Origin of the sequence: Phenylobacterium sp. (assembly GCF_030680185.1) — a bacterium.
In the GTDB taxonomy this organism is placed as follows: domain Bacteria; phylum Pseudomonadota; class Alphaproteobacteria; order Caulobacterales; family Caulobacteraceae; genus Phenylobacterium.
In genome coordinates this window covers 104877-126912 of sequence record NZ_JAUXVZ010000062.1, presented here as the reverse complement: position 1 = coordinate 126912, position 22036 = coordinate 104877, and the positions used below count along the sequence as shown (strand labels likewise).

Annotated in this window: 19 protein-coding genes; 8 read left to right on the top strand and 11 right to left on the bottom strand. The window is 68.3% G+C overall.

The window, feature by feature from the left end:
* From Q8L83_RS17475 to phnG, 3 genes are all read right to left on the bottom strand, one after another.
* The coding region (locus tag Q8L83_RS17475; protein ID WP_305289243.1) for a carbon-phosphorus lyase complex subunit PhnI at nucleotides 1–655 on the bottom strand (655 nt) is incomplete at its 3' end.
* Nucleotide 656: 1 nt separating this feature from the next.
* A complete protein-coding gene (gene phnH, locus Q8L83_RS17470) occupies nucleotides 657–1274 on the bottom strand; it encodes a phosphonate C-P lyase system protein PhnH (protein WP_305289242.1) in 618 nt (205 codons plus the stop codon).
* Entirely contained in the window at nucleotides 1271–1744 is a 474-nt protein-coding gene (phnG, locus tag Q8L83_RS17465) for a phosphonate C-P lyase system protein PhnG (protein WP_305289240.1), read from the bottom strand. The genes phnH and phnG overlap by 4 nt, the downstream gene beginning before the upstream one ends.
* 166 nt (nucleotides 1745–1910) lie before the next feature.
* On the opposite strand from phnG, the gene phnF reads away from it, so the two are divergent.
* Genes phnF through Q8L83_RS17450 form a run of 3 tightly spaced genes read left to right on the top strand, consistent with a single transcriptional unit; the run spans nucleotide 1911 to nucleotide 4523 of the window.
* A complete protein-coding gene (gene phnF, locus Q8L83_RS17460) occupies nucleotides 1911–2618 on the top strand; it encodes a phosphonate metabolism transcriptional regulator PhnF (RefSeq protein WP_305289239.1) in 708 nt (235 codons plus the stop codon).
* A 29-nt stretch (nucleotides 2619–2647) separates the two neighbouring features.
* Entirely contained in the window at nucleotides 2648–3781 is a 1134-nt protein-coding gene (locus Q8L83_RS17455) for an alpha-D-ribose 1-methylphosphonate 5-triphosphate diphosphatase (RefSeq protein ID WP_305289238.1), read from the top strand.
* Between the two features lie 10 nt (nucleotides 3782–3791).
* On the top strand, nucleotides 3792–4523 hold the full coding sequence (locus Q8L83_RS17450; protein ID WP_305289236.1) for an endonuclease/exonuclease/phosphatase family protein: 732 nt from the start codon (nucleotides 3792–3794) through the stop codon (nucleotides 4521–4523).
* A 111-nt stretch (nucleotides 4524–4634) separates the two neighbouring features.
* Here Q8L83_RS17450 and Q8L83_RS17445 read toward each other — a convergent pair whose 3' ends face one another.
* From Q8L83_RS17445 to Q8L83_RS17435, 3 genes are all read right to left on the bottom strand, one after another.
* The gene (locus tag Q8L83_RS17445) at nucleotides 4635–7343 is read right to left on the bottom strand and encodes a TonB-dependent receptor (RefSeq protein ID WP_305289234.1); all 2709 of its coding nucleotides are present in this window, start codon (nucleotides 7341–7343) and stop codon (nucleotides 4635–4637) included.
* 169 nt (nucleotides 7344–7512) lie between these two features.
* A complete protein-coding gene (wrbA, locus tag Q8L83_RS17440) occupies nucleotides 7513–8112 on the bottom strand; it encodes an NAD(P)H:quinone oxidoreductase (RefSeq protein WP_305289233.1) in 600 nt (199 codons plus the stop codon).
* Between the two features lie 44 nt (nucleotides 8113–8156).
* A complete protein-coding gene (locus tag Q8L83_RS17435) occupies nucleotides 8157–8855 on the bottom strand; it encodes a pirin family protein (RefSeq protein WP_305289231.1) in 699 nt (232 codons plus the stop codon).
* 129 nt (nucleotides 8856–8984) lie between these two features.
* On the opposite strand from Q8L83_RS17435, the gene Q8L83_RS17430 reads away from it, so the two are divergent.
* Entirely contained in the window at nucleotides 8985–9926 is a 942-nt protein-coding gene (locus tag Q8L83_RS17430) for a LysR family transcriptional regulator (RefSeq protein WP_305289229.1), read from the top strand.
* A gap of 40 nt (nucleotides 9927–9966) precedes the next feature.
* The gene (locus Q8L83_RS17425; protein WP_305289227.1) at nucleotides 9967–11148 is read left to right on the top strand and encodes a patatin-like phospholipase family protein; all 1182 of its coding nucleotides are present in this window, start codon (nucleotides 9967–9969) and stop codon (nucleotides 11146–11148) included.
* A gap of 7 nt (nucleotides 11149–11155) precedes the next feature.
* Here Q8L83_RS17425 and Q8L83_RS17420 read toward each other — a convergent pair whose 3' ends face one another.
* From Q8L83_RS17420 to Q8L83_RS17400, 5 genes are read right to left on the bottom strand one after another with little or no spacing between them, the layout of a single operon-like run.
* Nucleotides 11156–11611 carry a polymer-forming cytoskeletal protein gene (locus Q8L83_RS17420; RefSeq protein WP_305289225.1) on the bottom strand — a complete coding sequence of 152 codons (456 nt, stop codon included), beginning with the start codon at nucleotides 11609–11611 and terminating at the stop codon, nucleotides 11156–11158.
* Nucleotides 11612–11671: 60 nt separating this feature from the next.
* A complete protein-coding gene (locus tag Q8L83_RS17415; RefSeq protein ID WP_305289223.1) occupies nucleotides 11672–13519 on the bottom strand; it encodes an acetyl-CoA hydrolase/transferase C-terminal domain-containing protein in 1848 nt (615 codons plus the stop codon).
* Between the two features lie 8 nt (nucleotides 13520–13527).
* Nucleotides 13528–15645, bottom strand: coding sequence for a 3-hydroxyacyl-CoA dehydrogenase NAD-binding domain-containing protein (locus Q8L83_RS17410; RefSeq protein ID WP_305289221.1), 2118 nt, complete (start codon nucleotides 15643–15645; stop codon nucleotides 13528–13530).
* Between the two features lie 11 nt (nucleotides 15646–15656).
* A complete protein-coding gene (locus tag Q8L83_RS17405; protein ID WP_305289219.1) occupies nucleotides 15657–16940 on the bottom strand; it encodes an acetyl-CoA C-acetyltransferase in 1284 nt (427 codons plus the stop codon).
* Nucleotides 16937–19189 (bottom strand): acyl-CoA dehydrogenase, encoded by a 2253-nt coding sequence (locus tag Q8L83_RS17400; protein ID WP_305289217.1) that lies wholly within the window; start codon nucleotides 19187–19189, stop codon nucleotides 16937–16939. Before Q8L83_RS17400 ends, Q8L83_RS17405 begins: the two co-directional genes overlap by 4 nt.
* Nucleotides 19190–19364: 175 nt before the next feature.
* On the opposite strand from Q8L83_RS17400, the gene Q8L83_RS17395 reads away from it, so the two are divergent.
* The 3 genes from Q8L83_RS17395 (at nucleotide 19365) to Q8L83_RS17385 (ending at nucleotide 22019) form a co-directional block, all read left to right on the top strand.
* Nucleotides 19365–19790: a hypothetical protein gene (locus Q8L83_RS17395; protein WP_305289215.1), complete on the top strand. Its 426-nt coding sequence runs from the start codon at nucleotides 19365–19367 to the stop codon at nucleotides 19788–19790.
* Between the two features lie 91 nt (nucleotides 19791–19881).
* On the top strand, nucleotides 19882–20829 hold the full coding sequence (locus Q8L83_RS17390) for a bifunctional enoyl-CoA hydratase/phosphate acetyltransferase (RefSeq protein ID WP_305289213.1): 948 nt from the start codon (nucleotides 19882–19884) through the stop codon (nucleotides 20827–20829).
* Nucleotides 20826–22019 carry an acetate/propionate family kinase gene (locus tag Q8L83_RS17385; RefSeq protein ID WP_305289211.1) on the top strand — a complete coding sequence of 398 codons (1194 nt, stop codon included), beginning with the start codon at nucleotides 20826–20828 and terminating at the stop codon, nucleotides 22017–22019. Before Q8L83_RS17390 ends, Q8L83_RS17385 begins: the two co-directional genes overlap by 4 nt.
* Nucleotides 22020–22036: the final 17 nt, after the last annotated feature.

Below are 22036 nucleotides of genomic sequence, written 5' to 3'. Positions count from 1 at the left end.
GCTGCGAGGAATAGGCCAGGCTGAGCAGGAAGCCCTCGTCGCCACGGGCCAGGGCCTGCAGGCGCTGGTCGCGATCGGCGGGGAACTTCATCGGCTGGCGGGTCAGGTCGTAGGGCTCGGCCGGCTCGTCGGCGCGGGTGTCGTGCTCCAGCAGATCCTCATGGCGGAACACCGAGGCGATGTTGGGCATGGGATAGGCCTGGGGCTCTTCGGCCTGGGGCGCGGGCTCAGGCGCCACGCCGCCTTCCGCCGCCAGGGCGAAGTCGAGCAGGCGGTGGGTGTAGTCGAAGGTGGGGCCAAGCACCTGACCGCCGGGGATGTCCTTGAAGGCGGCCGAGACGCGGCGGCGCACCGCCATGGCTTCGGTCTCCACGGGCAGGGAGGCGCCGAAGCGGGGCAGGGTGGTGCGATAGGCCCGTAGCAGGAAGATGGCCTCGGGCAGGTCGCCCCTGGCCTGCTTGACCGCAAGCGCAGCCAGGTCGCGGTCGTAGCACGAGCCTTCGCTCATCACCCGGTCGACGGCCAGCGATAGCTGTTCGCGAACCTGCGCGACTTCCAGCTCGCCGACGGTCGGGTCGCCACGGCGATCCTCGGCCAGCCACTGGTGCGCGTGGGTGATCGCCTTCTCGCCGCCTTTGACGGAAACATAGGCCATGTCAGCCTCCCTTGATCTGAGCGGTTGTGGTGCGCGGCAGGGCGAGCAGCTGATCGCCGGAGACCAGCAGAACGTCGACGCCGAACTGGAATTGCGCCTGGTTGGTCTCGATCTGCGTCCAGAAGTCCTGGGGCAGGCCCTGGGGCGCGATGTCGGTGGTGGTCTGGATGCCCGGGCCGCTGAGGGTCACCGTCGGGCCGCCCTCGAGGGACGGAACCTGCAGGATCACCGTGGTGGAGCGGTCGGGGTACTTGGCGTCGCCCTGGTTGAAAGCCGCCAGGTTCGGGGCCTTGGCCATGTCGGTGACGATGGCGAAGGCCGCGCTCTGAGCGTCGGTGGTCAGCGGGCAGCCGCAGTGGAAGCGGAGCCAGGCTTCGGCCTCTGACTCGGCGAGCGCCGGGTCGAGCCAGACCAGGGTCTCGAAGTCGAACAGGGTCAGGGCCACGGCGCCGGCGGCCTTGCTGAGCCCGGTCGGAGCCTGGGGCGCGCGGTCGAAGCGGGTGATGCGGCCGGGGCGGGCCACGGATTCCATGACCTCGCGGAACACCGCCTGGCTCTCACGAACCGGATCGGCGAAGGCCGGGGCGATGCGGCTGAGATCGAGGGTGGCGACGCTCATTGGGGGCCTCGGGTGCGAACCATGGTGAAGAAGTCGACCTTGGTGGCGGCGGCCTTGCGGGCGGCGGTGTCGCGCCGCTCGGCCTGGGCGCGGGCCAGCTTGGCGACCACGGCGCCCTCGACCGTCGGGCGAAGCGCCGGGGCCTGCATCATGGCGTCGACGGCCGCGGCCAGTTCGGCGTGGCGGCGATCGCGGCCGGCGACGTAGCCGATGCCGGTCTCGCCGCTCTCCAGACGCACCGCCGCACGGGTGACGGTCATCTCACCCATGTTGAAGGCGTCGCCGGCGCCGCCCATGCGGCCCCGCACCAGAACCAGGCCGGTCTCCGGCGCGCGGAGCGCCGAATAGGCCGGGGGCTGCGACAGGGTGTCCCAGGCGGCGCTCACCTCGGCCGGCTGCGCCTTGGCCAGGATGGACAACCAATTGCGGCGCTCGTCGTTCGCCGTCTCGTTGACCGGTTCAGCCGGCATGTCTCACCTCGACAAGTAAGTAAAATGTTGTATTCGTCCTATGCATTGGGTATTCGAAAGCCGAATTGGCGACAACAAGCCAAGTATGAAAGTTATTTTACAGTAGTAAAACTTGTCTAGGACATCCGACGTAGACTGATCACGAGGTGATGGAATGTCAGGTGCAATGCCGTTGTGGCGAGAGATCGCCCAGTCGCTGGAGCGGCAGATACGATCGCGTGAACTGACCCCGGGCGACAAACTGCCCACCGAACACGAGCTTTCGCGCCAGTTCATGGTCAACCGCCATACGGTACGCCGGGCCCTCTCCGATCTGCAGGAAAAGGGCATCGTGGAGTCCACGCAGGGACGCGGCAGCTTCGTACGTCGCCCTTCGCGGCCGGCCCGCCTGCAGAAGCGGCCGCGCTTCACCGAAGCGGTGCTGCGCAGCGGGGCCGAGCCCACGACTCAGATTCTCAAGCTTGAGGTTCGCCCGGCGATCAGCGCCGTGGCCGAGGCCCTGGGCGTCAAGATCGGCGCGCCGGTGATCTTCATGGAGCGGCTGCGCTTCGTGGACGGCGAGCCCACCGCCCTTGGCCTCCACCACTTCAGCTTCGAACGGTTCCCGACCTTTATCGAGATGTACAAGGCGCGCGGCACCATCACCCAGACCCTGCGCGATAGCGGCGTGCCCGACTATACGCGGCGTAGGACCGCCATCTCGGCGCGGCTGCCGACCCCGCAGGAGGCCGAGCAACTGCATGTGCCCCGCCATGTGCCGCTGCTGATCCGCCGATATCTCAATGTCGATGGCCTGGGTCGCCCGCTGGAGTTCGGCGAGTCCCGCTCCACCGCAGAGATCGAGATCGTCTTCCAGGACCCCGAGCGGGACTGAGTTTTCTTATATTTTTCCAGGAGAAGAGCGTGGAACTGGCGTTTCGAAACGCGCGCGTGGTGACGGGCGACGAGGACTTCATCGGATCGGTTCTGGTGCGCGATGGCGTGATCGCCGAAGTGAGCCGGGGGGGCAGCGCGGTCGGGGAGGACTTCGAGGGCGACGTCCTGATGCCCGGGGTCGTGGACCTGCATACCGACAGCCTGGAGAAGCACTATTTCCCCCGGCCCAACATCGACTGGAACCCGGTTTCGGCGGCGGTGACCCACGATGGCTGCTGCCTCTCAGTGGGGGTGACCACCATCCTCAATTCCCTGACGCTGGGCTCCTTCAACGCCTCGGCGGCGCGCAGCACCGACAACCTGCGTCGGCTGGTCGATGGGCTGCACGACGCCCAGGACCAGGGGATGCTGCGGGCCGATCACAAGATCCATTGGCGCTGCGAGACCACCGCCGATGATCTTCGCTCGCGCCTGGAGGTTATGGCCGACCACCCGATGACCGCCATGTTCTCACTGATGGACCACACGCCGGGCCAGCGGCAGTACCGCAATCTGGAGAAGCACCTGGCCAACTGGCAGGCCAACGGCATGAGCGAGGCGGCCGCCCTGGACCGGCTGGCCCAGGTCCGCGACCGTCAGGCCCGCAACGCCGAGGGTAACCGCACCCACGTGGCGCAGATGGCCAAGAGCCGCAACACGCCCCTGGCCAGCCATGACGACGAGAGCCTTGCGCATGTGGACGAAGCCGCCGATCTCGGCGCGACCGTGGCCGAATTCCCCGTCACGGCCGAGGCCGCCCGCCGGGCCCGCGAACGCGGCATGGTGGTGGTCATGGGCGGCCCGAACCTGATCCGCGGCGGCTCCTATTCCGGCAATGTGCCGGCGGCCGAGCTTGCCCAGGCCGAACTGCTCGACGCCTTCGCCTCGGACTATGTGCCCCGCAGCCTGGTGGAGTGCGCCTTCGCCATGACCCGCGCGCCGTTCAACTGGAGCCTGGCCCAGGCTGTCGCTCTGGTGACCGCCGGACCGGCGCGGGCCGTGGGGCTGGATGATCGAGGCGAGATCGCGCCTGGCCGCCGGGCCGACCTGCTGCGGGTGCGGCTGGCGGGCGACCTGCCGCTGGTGCGCGGGGTCTGGACCCAGGGCGCACGGGCGGCCTGAGCTCTGCGCCATGCGGATCGTCACCCTCAACACCTGGAAGAATGAGGGCCGCTACGATCGCCGGCTCGTCCTGATGGCGCAGGCCCTGGGCGAGCTGGCGCCTGACGTCGTTTGCCTGCAGGAGGCCTTCCAGGCCGAGGGTTTCGACACCGCCGCCTTCCTGGGCGACGCGCTGGGCCTGGCCGTCAGCGTTGAGGCGGCGCGGCGCAAGGTGCGCCTCCACGCTGGCCAGTCGCTGGACAGCGTGTCGGGCCTGGCCATTCTGTCGCGCGGGTCGCCGCAGGCGCGGGGCCGCATCGCGCTGCCGTCCGATCCGGCCGATGGCGAACGTATCGCCCAGTGGATCCAGGCTGCGCCGGACCTGCGCATCCTGAACCTGCATCTCACCCATCTTCGCGGGCCGGACGCCGCCGACCTGCGCGGCCGACAACTGGCCGCCGCCCTGGCCGCGGCGACATCGCCGGGCTCAGGCCTGTTGGTCGTGGGCGATTTCAACGCGCCGGCTACGGCGCCTGAACTGGCGGCGGTGGCGGCTGGCCTCGATCCGTCTGCGCCGCCCACCCTGCAGGGCGAGCGCGCCGGGTCGGCGCGACACGCTGCGCCGGCCATCGATCACGCCGTGCTGGTTGACGCCGGACCCTGGCGGATCGTCCTTCGCTTTCGCGGCCTGGATCAGCCGGACGCCGAGGGCTGGTTTCCCAGCGACCACGCCGCGATCGTCGTCGATCTCCAACGCGCCTGAAGCGCTCGGATCCTCCACCCAAAGAAAAAGGCGTCCCGGAGATGACCGGGACGCCTGGAGACGTATGCCTGACGGTGGGCCGCGGCGAGGCGGCCCACCCTGGACAGGGGATTAGAACGAGGCGCGGAAGCCCACGAGGTACTTGCGGCCGAAGCCTTCGACTTCGTAGGGGCGCTCTTCGATGCCCTGGTAGCGAACGCCCTGCTCGTTGGTCAGGTTGTTGGCGTCCATGAAGATCGAGAAGGTGTCGTTGACCTGATAGCGCACGGAGAGGTCCAGGCGCTGGGTCGCATCCCAGTAGAGATTGGAGTTGGCCGCCGAACCCGAGGGGAAGACTTCGTCCAGCCAGTCGGTGCGGTGCTGCCAGGTCAGGCGGGAAGACAGGCCGTACTTCTCGTAGAACAGGGTCGCACCGGTAATCCGGTCGGACGTGCCGGGGAACTCGACGGTCTGACCATCGGGGGTTTCGAACTCGCCCTTGGTGAAGGACACGCTGCCCTGGAAGCCGAAGCCCGACATCCAACCGGGCAGGAAGGTCCAGGGCTGGGTGTAGACGAACTCCAGGCCGCTCAGATGGCCACTGTCGCCGTTCACGATCGTGGACAGGGTGTAGTCGCTGCGATCCACGCCGCCGAAGTTGTAGCTGTCGTCGCCGACGATTTGCGTCGAGTCAAAGAGCACGTTGTCGACTTCGCGATGGAAGAAGCTGACCGCCAGGAGCGAGGCCGGCGCGAAGTACCACTCGGCCGAGAGGTCGACGCCATAGGCCTTTTCAGGCGTGACGAAGGGATTGCCGCCGGTGATCGTCTCGCTGGTGTCGTTGACCGAGACGGTGGCGCGCATGTCTTCCAGGCTCGGACGCGCCGAACCGGTGATGAAGGCGGCCCGGAGCTTCAGGGTGTCGGAGTAGTCGAAGCCATAGTGCAGGCTTGGGAAGACGTTGGTTTCTTCGGAGTCGAAGGCGAGGGGCACGAGGGTCCCGTTCGCATTGGCCAGGCCCTGCGAGCTGATCTCGGTGCGCTCCACCCGGACGCCGCCGGTCAGGGTGTGGCGATCCCACTTCCAACGGTTCATCGCATAGGCGGATGCGACCTTCTCATCGACGGTGTTGGAGGCGCGCCGGTCGATGTCATAGACGGCGTAGTTGCCGGTGCCGGCGTTGTTGGCCGCCCGGGCGGCGTCCATCAGGGCCAGCAACTGGTTGGTCATGGCGCGGGTGTCGATATGCACCGCGGTGAAGCCGCGGTTCATGTCCTGGTCCCACACGGTCGACCCGAAGAACTTATCCATGTCCCAGACCATGCCCAGCTGGGCGGCCGAGGTTTCCAGGGGGAAGCCGCTGCGATTGTTGCTGACCACCGTGCCGTCGGCCCGGACCAGGGCGGTGAGGTCGTTCTCCTGGGAACGGTCGTCGTACTGGAAGCCGGCGCTGAAGGTGGCCTGGGCGCCGAAGCTGTCCCAGTCACGGCGACCGTCAAACTTGAGGGTGACGGCTTCGGTTTCGAGACGCGCGGTCGATTCCGAGGCGAAAGACTCGCTCAGCGACAGCTGGTTCAGCGAGGTCCGTTGCGGGCCGCGGGTCGGCACGCCGTTCACCAGGACGGTGTCATAGAGGGTGTGGAACGGGATGCCGCCCGACACGGCGTTCACCTGCACCTGCATGGACGGCAGCAGCGCGGCGTTGGCGGCGGTCGGCCGGGTGAAGGCGGTGGAGGTCTGCTGGGTCACCGAGGGGTAGAAGGTGTTGAACTCGGTCGTGGCGTAGGCGACGTCCCAGTTGAAGTCCCAGTCGCGGATGCGATGGTCGCCATGCAGGACGTTGAAGGTCACGCCGTTGGAATAGATGCCATAGGCGAACGACGCGTCCATCGGCACGCCGACCAGGTCGGCCGTCTCGAAGTTCCGCGTGCCGGAGAACGCGCCGGCATAGTTGAACCGGTACCAGTTGCGCTCTTCGAAATCGTTGAACTCGGTGTTGAGGTGAGTCAGCGAAATGTAGTGATCGTCATTGGGCGAGTATTCGATCTTGGCCGAATAGGACTGCGTCTGACGCTCGATGACGTACTTGGTGTAGCGGATCGAGGCCAGGCCGGTCGCGTCGAAGCGCGGCTCGTCGTTGTCGGTGTGCTGTTCGAAGGAATAGTGCGAGCCGATCAGGCTGGCGCCCCAGGTCCCGTTGGACCAGGAGAGGCGGCCGGAATACTGCTTCACCGGACCGTCGCCCATGTCGACAAAGCCGCCGCCGGCGTCAAACGAGCCATGAAAACCGGGGAGCGAGAGCGGCGAGAAGGTCTCGATGTTCACCCGGCCGGCCAGGGCCTCGGCGGGCATGTTCGGCAGCAGGGTCTTGTTCAGCACGACCTGGCTGATCTGGGCCGCCGGCACGGAGTCGAAGCGGAAGATGCGGTCTTCGGCGCCGATCAGGTTGACGCCGTCCAGCGCCATGGTGGTCCAGCGGGTCGGGGCGCCGCGGATCTGGATGTAGCGCTCCTGGCCCTGGTCGCGCTGCACGCCGACGCCGGGGAGGCGGGCGAGCGCGCCGGCCGCGGTGGCGTCGGGGAAGCGACCGATCGTGTCGGATGCGATGACGTTGACGATGTTGTCGGCGGCCTTCTGGATTTCCAGCGAGGCTTCGATGGACTCGCGGATCGGGGTGGCGGTGACCACCAGCTCCGAGACTTCGGCGTCCTGGGCGTTTTGGGCGAAGGCGGGCGCCGCGGCGGCGGCCAGGATGGGCAGAGAGGCCGAGACGGCCAGCAGAGCGCGGCGCTTGCGAGCGCCGGCGGTGCGCGCGGTCTGGCGCAGATGGTTGGATGACATGGGTCCGTCCCCCTTTGTTGCTGTGATCAGCGGACGGGAGCCTCCACTAGGCTAAGCTGGTGTCATCCATTCGTGGGTTTGGTGATGTCTCGATGTTAGCGCCAGGACTTGTTGGCTAGACAGGGGCGGGGGGCGCACTCATCCCGAGGGGACAAGTGCGCAGACCAACCTAGCCGTGCAGCTTCTTGGCGACTTCGGCGATGCGGCGGCCCTGGTAGCGGGCGCCGTCCAGCTCGGTCTGGCTGGGCTGGCGCGATCCATCGCCGCCGGTGATGGTGGTGGCGCCATAGGGGCTGCCGCCGGTCACTTCGTCCAGGCGCATCTGGGCCTGATAGCCGTAGTCCATGCCGACCACCACCAGGCCGAAATGCATCAGGTTGGTGATCAGCGAGAACAACGTCGTCTCCTGACCGCCGTGCTGGGTGGCCGTGGCGGTGAAGGCGCCGCCCACCTTGCCGTTCAGGGCGCCGCTGGCCCACAGGCCGCCGGCCTGGTCGAGGAAGTTGGCCATCTGAGAGGCCATGCGGCCAAAGCGCGTGCCGACGCCGACAATGATGGCGTCATAGTCGGCCAGGTCCTGGATCGAGGCCACCGGCGCGGCCTGATCCATCTTGTAATGGGCCGCCTTGGCGACCTCTTCGGGCACCAGGTCGGGGACCCGCTTGATGTCCACCTGGACGCCGACCTCGCGGGCGCCTTCGGCCACGGCCTGGGCCATGGTTTCGATGTGGCCATAGGCCGAATAGTAAAGGACCAGAACCTTGGTCATGTGGCTCTCCTGCAGCTTGGAAATGGGGGGAGGGGACGCGGCCCTCAGGCCGCGTCCACCAGGACGAGTTCGGAGTCTTCGAGGGCGGTGATGGTCAGGGACGTCTCACCGGTGATGGCCGCGCCGTCGCGGGCCTCGAGGGTCACGCCATTGACCTCGACCCGACCCTTGGCGGGCACCAGATAGGCGTGGCGCGCGGCGTCCAGGACGTGCTCGGTGGTCTCACCGGCCTTCAGGGTCGCCCCCAGCACCCGGGCCGGCGTGCGGATGGGCAGGGCGTCGGCGTCATCGTCGAAGCCGCTGGCCAGGGTCACGAAGCGGCCCGAGCGATCACCCTTGGGGAAGGGCTTGGCGCCCCAGGCGGGCGCGCCGCCGGTGCGGGCCGGCTCGATCCAGATCTGGAAGATGCGGGTGGTGTCGCTCTCCAGGTTGTATTCCGCGTGGCGGATGCCCGAGCCAGCGCTCATCACCTGGACGTCGCCGGCTTCGGTGCGGCCCTTGTTGCCCAGGCTGTCCTGGTGGGTGATCGCCCCGTCGCGGACATAGGTGATGATCTCCATGTCCGCATGGGGGTGGGGCGGAAAGCCCGAGTTCGGCGCGATCTCGTCATCATTCCACACCCGGATCGGACCCCAGCCCATACGCTTGGGGTCGTAGTAGTTGGCGAAGGAGAAGTGGTGGCGGGCCTTCAGCCAACCGTGGTCGGCGCCGCCCAGTTCGGAAAACCCTCTGCGCTCAATCATCTCTCAAACCTCCGCGCCGTCGTCGGCGCCTTGCTTGCCCGCGCCGTCGTCGGCGCCATTGCTTGAGGACAAGATAGGCCTCATGATCGGATTAGAAATAGAAACTATCGAAAAGTATCGTTTCTAAAAATGACATCGCTCCCCGATCTCGAGGCCATGGCCATCTTCGCCAAGGTGGTGGAGATGCGCTCCTTCTCGGCGGCCGCCGCCGAGCTCAAGCTCTCAAAGGCCACGGTCTCCAAGGCGGTCACCCGGCTGGAGACGCGGCTGGGCGCGCGGCTGTTCAACCGCACCTCGCGCCGCCTGGCCCTGACCGAGAGCGGCGCGCGTCTGGCCGACCGCGCCCGCCAGCTGCTGGCGGACGGGGAGGCGGCCGAGGACGAGATCCTGGCCCAGTCCTCCCAGCCCCGCGGCCTCGTGCGCCTGGCCGCGCCGATGTCGTTTGGCCTGATCGAGCTTGCGCCCCTGCTGCCCGAGGTTCTGGCGGCCTATCCGGACGTCGCCATCGACCTGCATATGAGCGACGAGGCCATCGACCTAGTCGGGATGGGCTTCGACATGGCCCTGCGGATCGCCAGCCTGCCGGACTCCTCGCTCATCGCGCGACGGATCGGTCCGGTGCATCGCCATGTGGTGGCGGCGCCGGGCTACCTCGCCCGCCACGGCCGCCCGACCCATCCCAGCCACCTGGCCGAGCATGCCTGCCTTGGCTATGCCTATCTGCCGACACCGGAAACATGGCGCTTCGTCAATGCGGCCGGCGAAGAGGTGGCGGTGCGTCCCAGCGGACCTCTGCGCGCCAACAATGCCGACGCCCTGTTGCCGGCGCTGGAGGCGGGCCTTGGACTTGCGGTCCAGCCCGACTTCATTGTCCGAGACTGTCTGGCGGCCGGTCGGCTGGAGGTGGTGCTCGAGGGCTGGAGTCCGCCGCCGGTGGCGCTGCATCTGGTCATGCCGCCAGGGGGCCCACGACCGGCGCGGGTGGAGGTGGTGGCGAGCTTCCTGGCCAGGCGCCTGGCGCAGCGATGTGCGATCGCCGCCAGACCGGCCTCGACAGACGGCGTGTCGTAAGCCAGGGATGAGGGCGGTGCGCAAACCTCAGGGAGCCGTCATGAGACCGCGCAAGGCCGCCTTCTGGATGATCCTGGCCGCCACCCTTGGGCTCGTGGCATGCGGTTCGATCTCCCGCCCCAGCGCCGATCTGGTCGAGCTTTCCGCCGCGCCTGCGCCGACGCCCTTGGACGCCTTCCGCTTCATCGCCACCGACGATGTCGGCAGCAAGGCCTTCCTGGAAAGCTGGCGTGGCCAGCGCAATGCTCAGGCTGACGAAGGGGTGACGGTTCTGGCGGTGTCTGGCGGCGGGGCCAACGGCGCCTTTGGAGCCGGCCTCCTGGTGGGCTGGACCGAGGCGGGGACCCGGCCGGTCTTCGACATCGTCACAGGCGTCAGCACGGGAGCCCTGATGGCCCCCTTCGCCTATCTCGGTCCGGACTGGGACCAACAGCTGACCGCGGCCTATACCGACCCGGACGCAGCCCGTCTGACCGAGGGCCAGTGGGGCCTGCTCCGCCGACCCAGCCTCTATAGCGACCGCTCGCTCCGCGCCCTGGTGGGCAAGTATGTCGACAGTCCCCTGCTGAGGGCCATTGCGGTCGAGCATCGGGCCGGCCGGCGCCTGCTGGTGGCGACCACCAATCTCGACGCTCAGGAAGAGGTGATCTGGGACATGGGAGCCATCGCCCTGGCCGGACAGGCGCCGGGACAGGCGCCGGCCGCCCTGGCCCTGTTTCGCAATGTGATGGTCGCCTCGGCCAGCATTCCCGGGGTCTTTCCGCCGGTGATGATGGATCCCGGCGGCCATGATGAACTGGCCGAGATGCATGTGGACGGCGGGGTGACCACGCCCTTCGTCCTGGCGCCGGCGACCATGTCCTTCTGGGAGCCCAAGGGCGCCCTGGCGCCGGCGGATCTCTATGTGATCATCAATGGCGAGATCGACGCCCGCCGGACGATCACCAAGGGCGCGACCCTGCCCATTCTGATGCGCAGCTTCGACACCATGTCCAAGGCCGATCTTCGGGCGCACCTGCTGGCCAGCGTCGCCTTCGCCGAGCGCAATGGGGCCACCTTGCGCTACGCCGCCATCCCGACGGAGTTGGGCGCCGACAGCCTGGCCTTCGACACCCAGTCCATGGGGCGTTTGTTCGAGGCCGGGCGCGCCGCCGGGATGGCCGGAACGGCCTTCCGGGAGGTCATTCCCGAAGACCTCTCCGACGCCGCCGGACCGCCCTAGCGAACGCTCAGGCGGGGATGACGGCCGCCGGGGGCGTCGTGACCTGGGGCTCAGTCTCGCCGGACTTGGGCAGGCGCACGCTGCGGCCCTCGAACACCGCACCGGTCTCCATGGCCAGCTGCTCGTGGGCGATATCGCCCTCTATATGCGCCGTGCCATAGAGGCGGACCTGACGGGCCTTCATCGGCCCTTTCACATGGCCGCGGATCTCCGCAATGACGGCGACCACGGAGCCTTCGATCCGGCCCTGCGGCCCAAGGGTGAGCTTGCCGACGCGGATGTCGCCCCGGACAAGGCCGTCGATCTGGACCTCGGCCTCCCCGGCGATATCGCCCTGAACACAGAGGCCCAGGCCGATCAGCGACGCAGGCTTAGGCTTGGCGACAGGCGCCGGCGCCGGAACCCGGAGCTGGTCGTTGTCAGACCGACGCGGAGATATGGTCTTGCTGGATTTGTCGAACATGGCCCGTCCCGTCCCGATACGTTTCGACACGGGCCGTGCAAACTCAGGGCCGTTCCGAGATCAACGTTCGGCGAATGCGCCTCTGACCAGCCGGGCATAGAGGCGTTCCTCCAGGCTACGGGGCTTTGACAGACCCAGGCGTTCGAGCGCCTCGGCGAGCCCTGGCGGGTTTTTGCCCGGCGCCAGGCCGCGCAATGCCAGGGCGGCGATATCGGCCTTGGAGGCCGCGGCGGCCTTGATCTTCTGCAGCACGGGGGCCAGGCCTTGCTCCACCTCGGTCATCTCGCTGCCGAATGGGAAGGGCGGCAGGTCGCCGGCCTTACGGAACGGCTCCAGCCTTTCAGAGAGCGCGCCGGCCGTATTGTCGGCGGCGAAGGCGCTGATCCTGTGGTCGGCCGCGAGCTTGCCCGCGGCCTTGGCCTGGTCGGCCAGCGTCTGATGGAAGCCCGCATCGGCCACCTCTAGCATCCGGGCGATCACCTCGGCGTCCCGGGCGCCGCGCAGGTCGGCGACGCCGTATTCGGTCACCACCATGTCGCGCAGGTGGCGGGGAATGGTGGTGTGGCCATAGGACCAGCGGATGTTGGACTCAGGGCCGTCGCTGGCCTGGCGGCTGGCCGGCAGGGTCATGATCGACCGGGCGTCGGGCAGGGCGAAGGCCTGGGCTACGAAATTGTACTGGCCGCCCACGCCGCTCACCACGCGGCCGTCCTCCAGGGCGTCGGACGCGACAGCGCCGAGCAGGGTGGCGATCATGGCGTTATTGACGAACCGAGCGCCCTTGCGGTCGGCGACGCGCTTGTCGAAGTCGGCGCCATGGAGCTCGTTGACGAAGCCCACATCGGTCATGCGGAACTTGGCGCGCTCCTCCAGGGGCATGTCGCGCAGGGCGGCGTAGAAGTCCCGCGGCGCCAGGAAGAAGGCCGCATCCAGCACTGCGCCGTCCACCTCGCGCTTCAGCACGCCGGCGCGATAGAGCTCCAGGAAGGCGTCCACGAACATCTCGGTGGCCGCATAGATCCCTTCCTCGAAGGGGCCGGTGTGGCGTTCCAGCGGGTCGTCCGGCGGGGCCAGGGCCTTGAGGATCTCGGCGAATCTGGCCGGCTGCCGGTGACGCAGGATCAGGGCGTGGGCCACAGCATGGCCCATGGAGCCGATGCCGATCTCCAGGGTGCCGCCGTCGGGGATCAGGCTCGCGACATGGAAGCCCATGGCGTAGTGGGCCAGGCTGACCGGCTGCTTGGGCGGACCGGGCAGGGGGAATTCCACCTCCGGGCTTTCCAGCATCATGGCGAAGGCCTCGGGCGGCAGCTCCGCGGCGCCCGGCATATAGGGCAGTTGCGAATTGACCTGACCCACCAGGATGAGGTCGGTGCGGCCCTCGGCCTTGGCCTTCAGCAGTTCCAGCGTCAGGTCGGTGTTGCAGGACAGGCTGTAGCGCTCGGCGCCCTCGCCCTTGGCCACAAGCTGGGCCACCACATTGCAGCCGCGCTCCAGGATATAGCGGCTGGCATGGGTGTAGTTGGCGCTGATGTAGTTCTGCTGCACCTCGGGATCGTTCAGCCACATCCCGGCCTGAAGGAAGAACTCGTCCACCTCGATATTGGGCGGCAGGCCGCCGCGGCGCTGGGCCTGGGCGTAGGCCAGCTCCGGATAGCCGCCCAGGGTCCGCTCAAGGATCGGTCCCATGAACCGCTTTTCCAGCAGGCTGCCGGGCTCTGGCGGCGTCAGGGTCAGCGCGGTGAAGATCCGCAGCGAGATCGACCGATCGGTCGCCGCGCGGGCATAGAGCGCATTGGCGATATGGTTCGCCTTGCCCAGGCCGAGCGGCAGGCCCAGCACCACCTTGCCGTCCAGGCGTTCGATGATCGCCTTGGCGACGGCGTCGGCCTGCGTCATCCGCAGCATTGTCGCACTCACGTCAGGCGATCCCAGCCCTGGTCAGGACGGAAGCGCTCGCCGTGGGCGGCCGCCAGTTCCTCCATGCGGGCCTTCAGGGCCTGCGCCCCCGCCTCACGGGCATAGTGGATCGGGCCGCCGCGGAAGGGGGCGAAGCCGGCGCCGAAGATCATGGCCCCGTCGACGATGTCCTCGTCCTCGACCACACCCTTGCGCAGGCATTCCAGGCAGGCGTCGATCATCGGCAGGATCAGGCGGTCGGTCATTTCCTGGGTGGGCTTGGCGAACGACTTGGCCTTCTGCGGCTCGCCATCCTTCCAGGCGTAGATGCCTTTGCCGCTCTTGCGACCTAGGTCGCCGGCCGTGACCTTGGCGCGCAGGGTGTCCGGCGGCACGGGCAGGGGCTTTTCGAGGCCGGCCTTCAGGCTGTCGGCGACGGCGATGCCCACATCCAGGCCCACCTGATCGGCCAGTTCGGCCGGTCCCACCGGCATGCCGAAAGCCTCGGCGGCGGCGTCGATGGTTTCGGGGGAGACGCCCTCCTGCATCATCACCATGGCTTCGAGCATGTAGGGGGTCAGCGCCCGGTTCACGAGGAAGCCGGGCGCGCTGCGCACCGGCGCCGGCAGGCGATCGATGGCCCCCAGGAAGGCCTTGGCCAGGTTCAGGGTGTCGTCCGCCACGCCGTCATGGGTGACGATCTCCACCAGCTGCATCCGCGAGACCGGATTGAAGAAGTGGATGCCGATCAGCCGCTCGGGCCGGGCCAGACCCTCGGCAAGGTCTTCCAGGCGGATCGATGAGGTGTTGGTGGCCAGGACCGCGCCGGGCTTCATGCGCGGCTCGAGATCGGCGTAGATTTTCCTTTTGAGATCAAGCTTTTCAGGCGCCGCCTCGATGATCAGATCCGCATGGCGAACCCCATGGCCGTCGGGGTCGGGGATCAGCCGGTCCAGGGCGTCGCGGGTCTTGGCGCTGTCGTGCCCGAGCTTGGGATAGAGAGTCGCAGCCCGGCCGACGGCCTGGGCGATGATCTCCGGCTTGAGGTCGGCCAGGGTGACCTTGATCCCGTGCCAGGCGGCCCAGGCGGCGATGTCGCCGCCCATGGCGCCGGCGCCGATGACGTGCAGATGGCGAGGCGCCTTGGCCTCCACCTGGGCCAGCCGCTTCATCTTCTCCTGCAGGAAGAAGACCCGGATCAGGTTCTGGGCGGCGTCGGTGGTCATGAGATGGGCGAAGGAGGCGATCTCGGCCTTGCGCATCGCCTTAAGGTCATCGCCGTGGCGCTCCCAGAGGTCCACCAGGGCGCCTGGCGCGGGATAGTGCTGCGGCGGCGCCTGCTTGGCCGCCTGACTGCGCATGCGATCGGCCGCAGCGCGGCGGGGAATGTCGGCGTGCAGGACGCGTTCGGTGACCTGCTGGCGCAGGCGGCCCAGGCGGCCGGGCTTGGATGAGCGGAACTCGCCGCGGGCAACAGCGGCGACGGCCGCCTTCACGTGGCGCTCCTCGGTCACGGCGTCGGCCAGGCCGAGGGCCTTGGCCTCGCCAGGACGCTTGGCCTTGCCGGTCAGCATCATCTGCATGGCTTCCAGCGGGTCGATCAGATCCAGCAGGCGGGCCGTGCCCCCAAGGCCCGGATGCAGGCCAAGCTGAACCTCCGGAAAGCCCAGACGCGCCCCATCGCCCACCAGGATACGGTGGTCGCAGGCTAGCGCGATCTCCAGGCCGCCGCCTAGGGCGTAGCCATGGATGACCGCGACCGTCGGGGTGCTGAGCTTGGCCAGCCGGTCGACCACGGCGTGGGCGCGGGTCATCCGCTGCTCCACCTCGGCGGGGTCGCGGGCGCCGACGAAAGCCTTCACATCGGCGCCGGCGAAGAAGCCGCCGGCCTTGGCCGAGCGGATCGCCAGGGCCTTGGGCGCGTCCTGCTCCACCTTGGCCAGGATCTGGTCGAGTTCTTCCAGGACCTCTTCGGACACCGTATTGGCGCTGGCGCCCGGCTGATCGGCGATCAGCCAGTCGATCCCGTCCTCGTCCCGGGTCAGCCGCCAGGCCTTCCAGGGGCCGGGCGCGCCGGTGTCGGGGCCAAGCTCCATCAGGCGGGGCTCAAGGGTCTTCCAGGCGATATCCGTCATCGATGTCTCCTTCAGACCGCTTGGATCAACATGGCGCCGCCCTGGCCGCCGCCGATGCACTCGGTGGCGACGCCGCGGGGCTGGGACAGGCGCTTCATGGCGTTGGCCAGGTGCAGCACGATGCGCGCGCCGCTGGCGCCGACCGGATGGCCCATGCCGATGGCGCCGCCATCGACATTTAGCCGCTCCCGGTCGATCTGGCCGAAGTCGCCGTCCAGGCCGAGAACCTGGCGGCGGAAGTCGTCGTCCCGCCAGGCCGCCAGGCAGGCCAGCACCTGGGCGGCGAAGGCCTCGTTGATCTCCCAGATCGGCACGTCCGACAGGGTCATGTCGTGGGCGCGCAGCAACTCGGTGGCCGACATCACCGGGCCGAGGCCCATGATCTTCGGGTCCAGCGCGGCCCAGCGGCTGTCGACGATCTCGGCCAGGGGCTCCAGGCCGTGTTCCTTGACCGCGGCCTCCGAGGCCAGCACCACCCACGCAGCGCCATCGGTGATCTGCGAGCTGTTGCCGGCCGTCACCTTGCCGAATGGCGGCTCGAAGGCGGGCTTCAACTTGGCCAGCTTGTCGGGGCTCGAGTCCGCCCGCACCCCGTCGTCACGGTCATAAAGCTCGCCATCGCGGGCGAAGGCGGGCTCCAACTCCCCCTTGAACCAGCCCTCGGTGTGGGCGCGGGCCGAGCGGAGCTGGCTTTCGGACGCGTAGACGTCCGCCTCATGGCGGGAGATGTCGAACATCTGCGCCAGGATTTCGGCGGTCTGGCCCATGTTCAGGTCGGTGATCGGATCGGTCAGGCCGCGCTCCAGGCCGATGACCGGGCTGAGGAAGTCCGGCCGAAAGCCCATGGCCGCCTTGGCCCGGGCCATGGGGCTGCGGGCGCCGCTCACCTCGGCGAACCACTCGGTGGCGTCATGGCTCAGCACCAGGGGCGCGTGGCTGAGCGACTCCGCGCCGCCCGCCAGGATCAGGTCGGCCGTCCCCTGCTGGATGTAGCGGAAGGCCGTGTCGATGGACTGCATGCCCGAGCCGCAGTTGATCTGCACGGTGAAGGCTGTCATCGCCTCGCCCATGCCCAGACGCAGAGCCGCCACGCGGGCCGGGTTCATTTCGTCGGCGATCACGTTCACGCAGCCCAGGATCACCTGGTCGAAGGCGCTTGGCGCAAAGGGCTGACGCAGCAGCAGGGGGCGGCCGCACTGGACCGCCAGATCCACGGGCGTGAAGGGCCCGGGCCGCCCGCGGGCCTTGATGAACGGGGTGCGGGCGCCGTCGACGATATAGACCGGCCGGCTCATTCTGCGGCCTCGACGCGCACCTGCTCGGCCGGTGTCGCCTTGCCGGTGATCTCTTCGGGCGAGAAGTCGTCCACGGCGACGACCTTGGCGACGGCGATGGCCACCTCGGCCAGCTTGTCGTGGTCCTCGCGGCTGATCAGGCCCTGGTCGAGCGCCGTATCAGGATCGCGAACCCGCAGCTTCTTCATGCGGTCGCGGATCGGCTCGGTGGAGACCACCAGATCCAGGGCATGTTCCAACTCGGCCACGGCGTCATCGCCGGCGCCCAGATAGACGCCTTCGGTCAGGCGGTCGCGGGTGGCTGACGGCTCCATGATCAGTCGGGCGCAGGCGCGGGTGACGCGGTCGCTGGGACCGCGGCGGATGATGCCGAACGGGAGCACGAACAGGCCCAAGAGCCAGGCGACCGGCTGGTTGGGGAAGTTGTCGAGGATCTCCTTCAGGCGGCGCTCGATGGTCAGGAAGCCGTCCTGCATGATCCATTCGACCAGCGGCAGGTCCGCCTCCTGGCGGCCGTCCTCCTCCCAGCGCTTCAGGGTGGCGCTGAGCAGATAGAGCTCGGCCAGGATGTCGCCGAAGCGGGCCGACAGCATCTCCTTGCGCTTCAGCGAGCCGCCCATGCTCAGCAGGGCGGCGTCGGAGGCGAGCGCGAAGCTGGCGGCGTAGCGGCTGAGCTTGCGATAGTACCGCTTCGTCGGCCCGGTTTCCGGCGCGGGACCCAGCAGGCCGTCGCTCCAGGAGCGGATAAAGGCGTTCCTGGCCGTGCGCAGGATGTGTCCCGCATGAGCCCAGACGGTGACGTCGAAGGCGGCCAGCCCCCGCTGCGTGTCCTCATCAGCCAGGGCCTCCATCTCCTTGAGGATGAAGGGATGGGCGCGGATCGCGCCCTGGCCGAAGACGATCAGGCTGCGGGTGAGGATGTTGGCGCCCTCGACCGTGATGCCCACGGGCACGGAGCGGTAGAAGGTGCCGAGATAGTTCTTCGGGCCATCGATCACGGCCTTGCCGGCGTGAACGTCCATGGCGTCGTTGGCGCTGATGCGCATGCGCTCGGTGGCGCTGTTCTTCATGATCGCCGAGACCACCGACGGGTGGTGGCCGAGCGCCAGGCCGGCGCAGGTGAAGCGCCGCGCGGCGTCCAGCAGGTAGGCGTTGGCGGCGATGCGGCCCAGGCGCTCCTGAACCCCTTCGAACTCGCCGATGGGGATGCGGAACTGGGTGCGAACCCGGGAATAGGCGCCGGTGGTGCGCGCCGCCATAGCCGCGCCGGCGGCCGAGAGCGAGGGCAGGGAGATGCCGCGCCCGGCGGCGAGCGCCGCATTCAGCATCATCCAGCCCTTGCCGATCTGCTCCTGTCCGCCAAGGATGGCGTCCATCGGCAGGAAGACGTCGTGGCCGGAATTGGGGCCGTTCTGGAAGGCTTGCATGGCCGGTATGTGCCGGCGGCCAATCTCGATCCCGGGCGTGTCAGTGGGCGCCAGGATCACGGTGATGCCCAGGTCCTCCTCGCCGCCCAGCAGGCCGTCGGAGTCCTTGACCTTCACCGCCAGCCCAAGAACGGTCGCGATGGGACCAAGGGTGATGTAGCGCTTGGCCCAGTTGAGCTTCAGGCCCAGAACCTTCTGGCCCTTGTACTCGCCTTCGCACACCACGCCGGTGTCGGTCATGGCCGTGGCGTCGGAACCGGCCTCGGCGCTGGTCAGGCCGAAGGCGGGGATGTCGCGGCCATCGGCCAGGCGCGGCAGCCAGTAGGACTTCTGATCGTCGGTCCCGAACTTCATGAGCAGTTCGCCGGGGCCCAACGAATTGGGCACCATCACCGTCACGGCGGCGGCCACCGAGCGGGTGGAGATCTTCCGCACCACTTCGGAATGGGCGTAGGGGCTGAAGCCCAGGCCGCCGTATTCCTCAGGAATGATCATCCCGAAGAAGCGCTCGTGCTTGATGAAGTCCCAGGCTTCGGGCGGAAGGTCGCGATCCTCCCAGTTGATCTTCCAGTCATCGAGCATGGCGCATAGCCGATCGACAGGACCGTTGATGAAGGCGCGCTCGGCCTCAGTCAGCTTGGCGGCGGGAATGTCCAGCATCGCCTGCCAGTCCGGGTCGCCGGAGAAGAGATCGGCGTCCCACCAGACGTCGCCAGCGGCGATGGCCTCGGCTTCGGTGTCGGACATCTCGGGCAGGACGCCCTTGGCCATGTGATAGATCGGCCGCGTGACAAAGTCGCGGCGCAGGGCGGACCTGTCCATGCAACACCTCGGGGGTTGGGGGCTTGGAGTGTGGGTTCGCCTTGGCCAACGCGTGGGAGCCGCATCGGTTCGCCTGAAGCGCCAATTCGAGCGGGAGTCTGGAAATCTTGCGGCCAAGTTGAACGGGCCGGGGCGGTGAGGTGTTCGATCACCAAATCACACCCCGGAGGCGACCATGCCCGAACAGCCCGACTTCGAACCGCAAGACCAGGCCGAGGTCTTTGATGAGGACAACACCATCGGCGCAGGCGACGACATTCCGCCGGCCGAAATGCGCACCTTCGAAGAGATGCCGGCCGTCCGCGACGAAACCTCGGCCCTGGGTGACGCCGACGACGATGAGGCCCTGATCGCCGAAGACCTGGATGACGACGAGATCGTAGCCCTGGCGCGCGATGAACAGGATGGCCTGAGCCGCGACGGCGACGATCCGCAGGTGCAGGCGGCGGAACCCGTCGGAACGATGGGCGGCGCAGATGAGCCCACCCTGATCGACGCGGGCCGGCTGTCCGGCGCGGCGGAAGACGCCGATGGGAGCGACCTGGAATCGACGCGTCTGGACGACGCCGACCTTCAGGAGCTGGGCTACAAACGGGACTGATGGTCAGCGGTCGCCGATCTGGGATGACCCATGACTATGATGAAGCTTGCAGGTCTGACAGCCTGGACGCTTGCAACTGCGGAGCCTGACCTTGCCCCTGACTGCCGATAGCGCCCCGGGCTCCCAGCTGGAGCGCCTCCTCGGCCTGGCCGATCGCCCCGATCCGGTGAAGACCGCAGTGGTCCACCCCGTGGACGAGCTCTCTCTGACCGGGGCGGTCGAGGCCGCGCAGCGCGGGCTCATCGTTCCCGTTCTGGTCGGTCCCAAGGCGCGGATCGCCCAGGCTGCGGCGGCCGCCGGCCTGGATATCTCGAACTTCGAGGTGCGCGACGCGCCGTTCAGCCACGCCGCCGCGGCCCTTGCCTGCCAGCTGGCGGGGGCAGGGGAGGTCCAAGCGATCATGAAGGGCGCGCTCCACACCGACGAGTTGCTGGAGGCCGTCGTCGCGCGCGAAACTGGCCTGCGGACCGAGCGGCGGATGAGCCACGTCTTCATCCTGGACGTGCCCACCTATCCCAAGCCGGTGCTGGTCACCGATGCGGCCATCAACATCGCGCCAGACCTCGCCACCAAGCGCGACATTGTCCAGAACGCCATCGACTGCGCCCGGGCCATGGGAGTCTCGCGACCCAAGGTGGCGATCCTGGCGGCGGTGGAGACCGTGAATCCCAAGATGATCGCCACCCTGGACGCCGCGGCGCTCTGCAAGATGGCCGATCGCGGACAGATCGTCGGCGGCCTGCTCGACGGGCCGCTGGCCTTCGACAATGCGATCTCCAAGGAAGCGGCCGAGGCCAAGCACATCGTCTCCGAGGTGGCCGGCGACGCCGACATCCTCCTGGTGCCCGATATCGAGTCCGGCAACATGCTGGCCAAGCAGCTCTTCTATCTGGCGCGGGCCCAGTCGGCGGGGATCGTCATGGGCGCCAAGGTGCCGATCATGCTGACCAGCCGGTCTGACGGCGCGCTGTCGCGCATGGCGTCTTGCGCGGTGGCTCTACTGGTGGCCCGGGCCCAGAGGTCGAAGCCGGCGAAATGAGCATGCCCCAGATCCTGGTTCTGAACGCGGGCTCGTCCAGCCTGAAATTTGGCGTCTATTCTATATCTTCCGAGCAAGATCTGGCCTTGAAGATGAGCGGCGCGGTCTCGGGCCTGCCCGACGAGCCGCGCTTTATCGCCCGCGGAGCCGATGGCGTGGTGGCGGCCGAAAGCGACTGGCCCCGCGCCGACGGCGGCCTTGCCCGCACCTTACCGCGCCTGCTGGCCTGGCTGGCCAAGGCCGGCGGCCTGGACGCGCCGGCCGCCATCGGCCATCGGATCGTGCATGGCGGCCTGACCTTCCGTGCGCCGGCGCGACTGGATGACGGCGCCCTCGATCGGCTGGGCGAACTCGTCCCGCTGGCGCCGCTGCATCAGCCATTTAACCTGGAAGCCGTTGCAGCGGCCCGCGCGGCCTTCCCGGACGCGGTCCAGGTGGGCCTGTTCGACACCGCCTTCCACGCCGGTCAGCCGCGGCTGGCCAGGATCTATGCCCTGCCGCGGGAGATCACCAACGAGGGCGTGATCGCCTATGGCTTTCATGGCCTGTCCTACGACTTCATCGCGGGCGAACTTCGCCGGCTCTATGGCGAAGGCGCCGGGGGCAGGGTGGTGGTCGCCCATCTGGGCAGCGGCGTCTCGCTCTGTGCGATGGATGAGGGCCGCAGCATCGCCACCACCATGGGCTTCTCGGCCCTGGATGGCCCGCCCATGTCGACGCGCTCGGGCAGGGTGGATCCCGGCGTGCTGCTCTATCTGATGGAAACCAAGGGCATGTCCGCCCCCGATCTGACCGACCTGCTCTATCGGCGCTCGGGCCTGCTCGGCGTGTCTGGCGAAAGCGGCGATGTCCGGCGCCTGCAGGCCAGCGGCAGCCCCGCGGCGCGCGAGGCTCTGGACCTCTTCGTCTATCGCGTCGCCCGCGAGATCGGCGGGCTGGCCGCGGCGCTGGGCGGGCTGGATCGCCTGGTGTTCACCGCGGGCGTCGGTGAGAACGATCCGCAGATCCGCGGCGAAATCCTCAAGGCCTGCAAATGGTTGGGGGTGGACCTGAATACGGAGGCCAACGCCCGGGGCGATATGAGGATCACGGCCGAAGCCAGCCGCGTGGAGGCTCTGGTCCTGCCCACCGACGAGCAGATCGTCATCGCCCGCGGCGCGCTTTCGGTGCTGCAGGCCGCCTCCGATTGAGGGCGGCGCATCGCAGC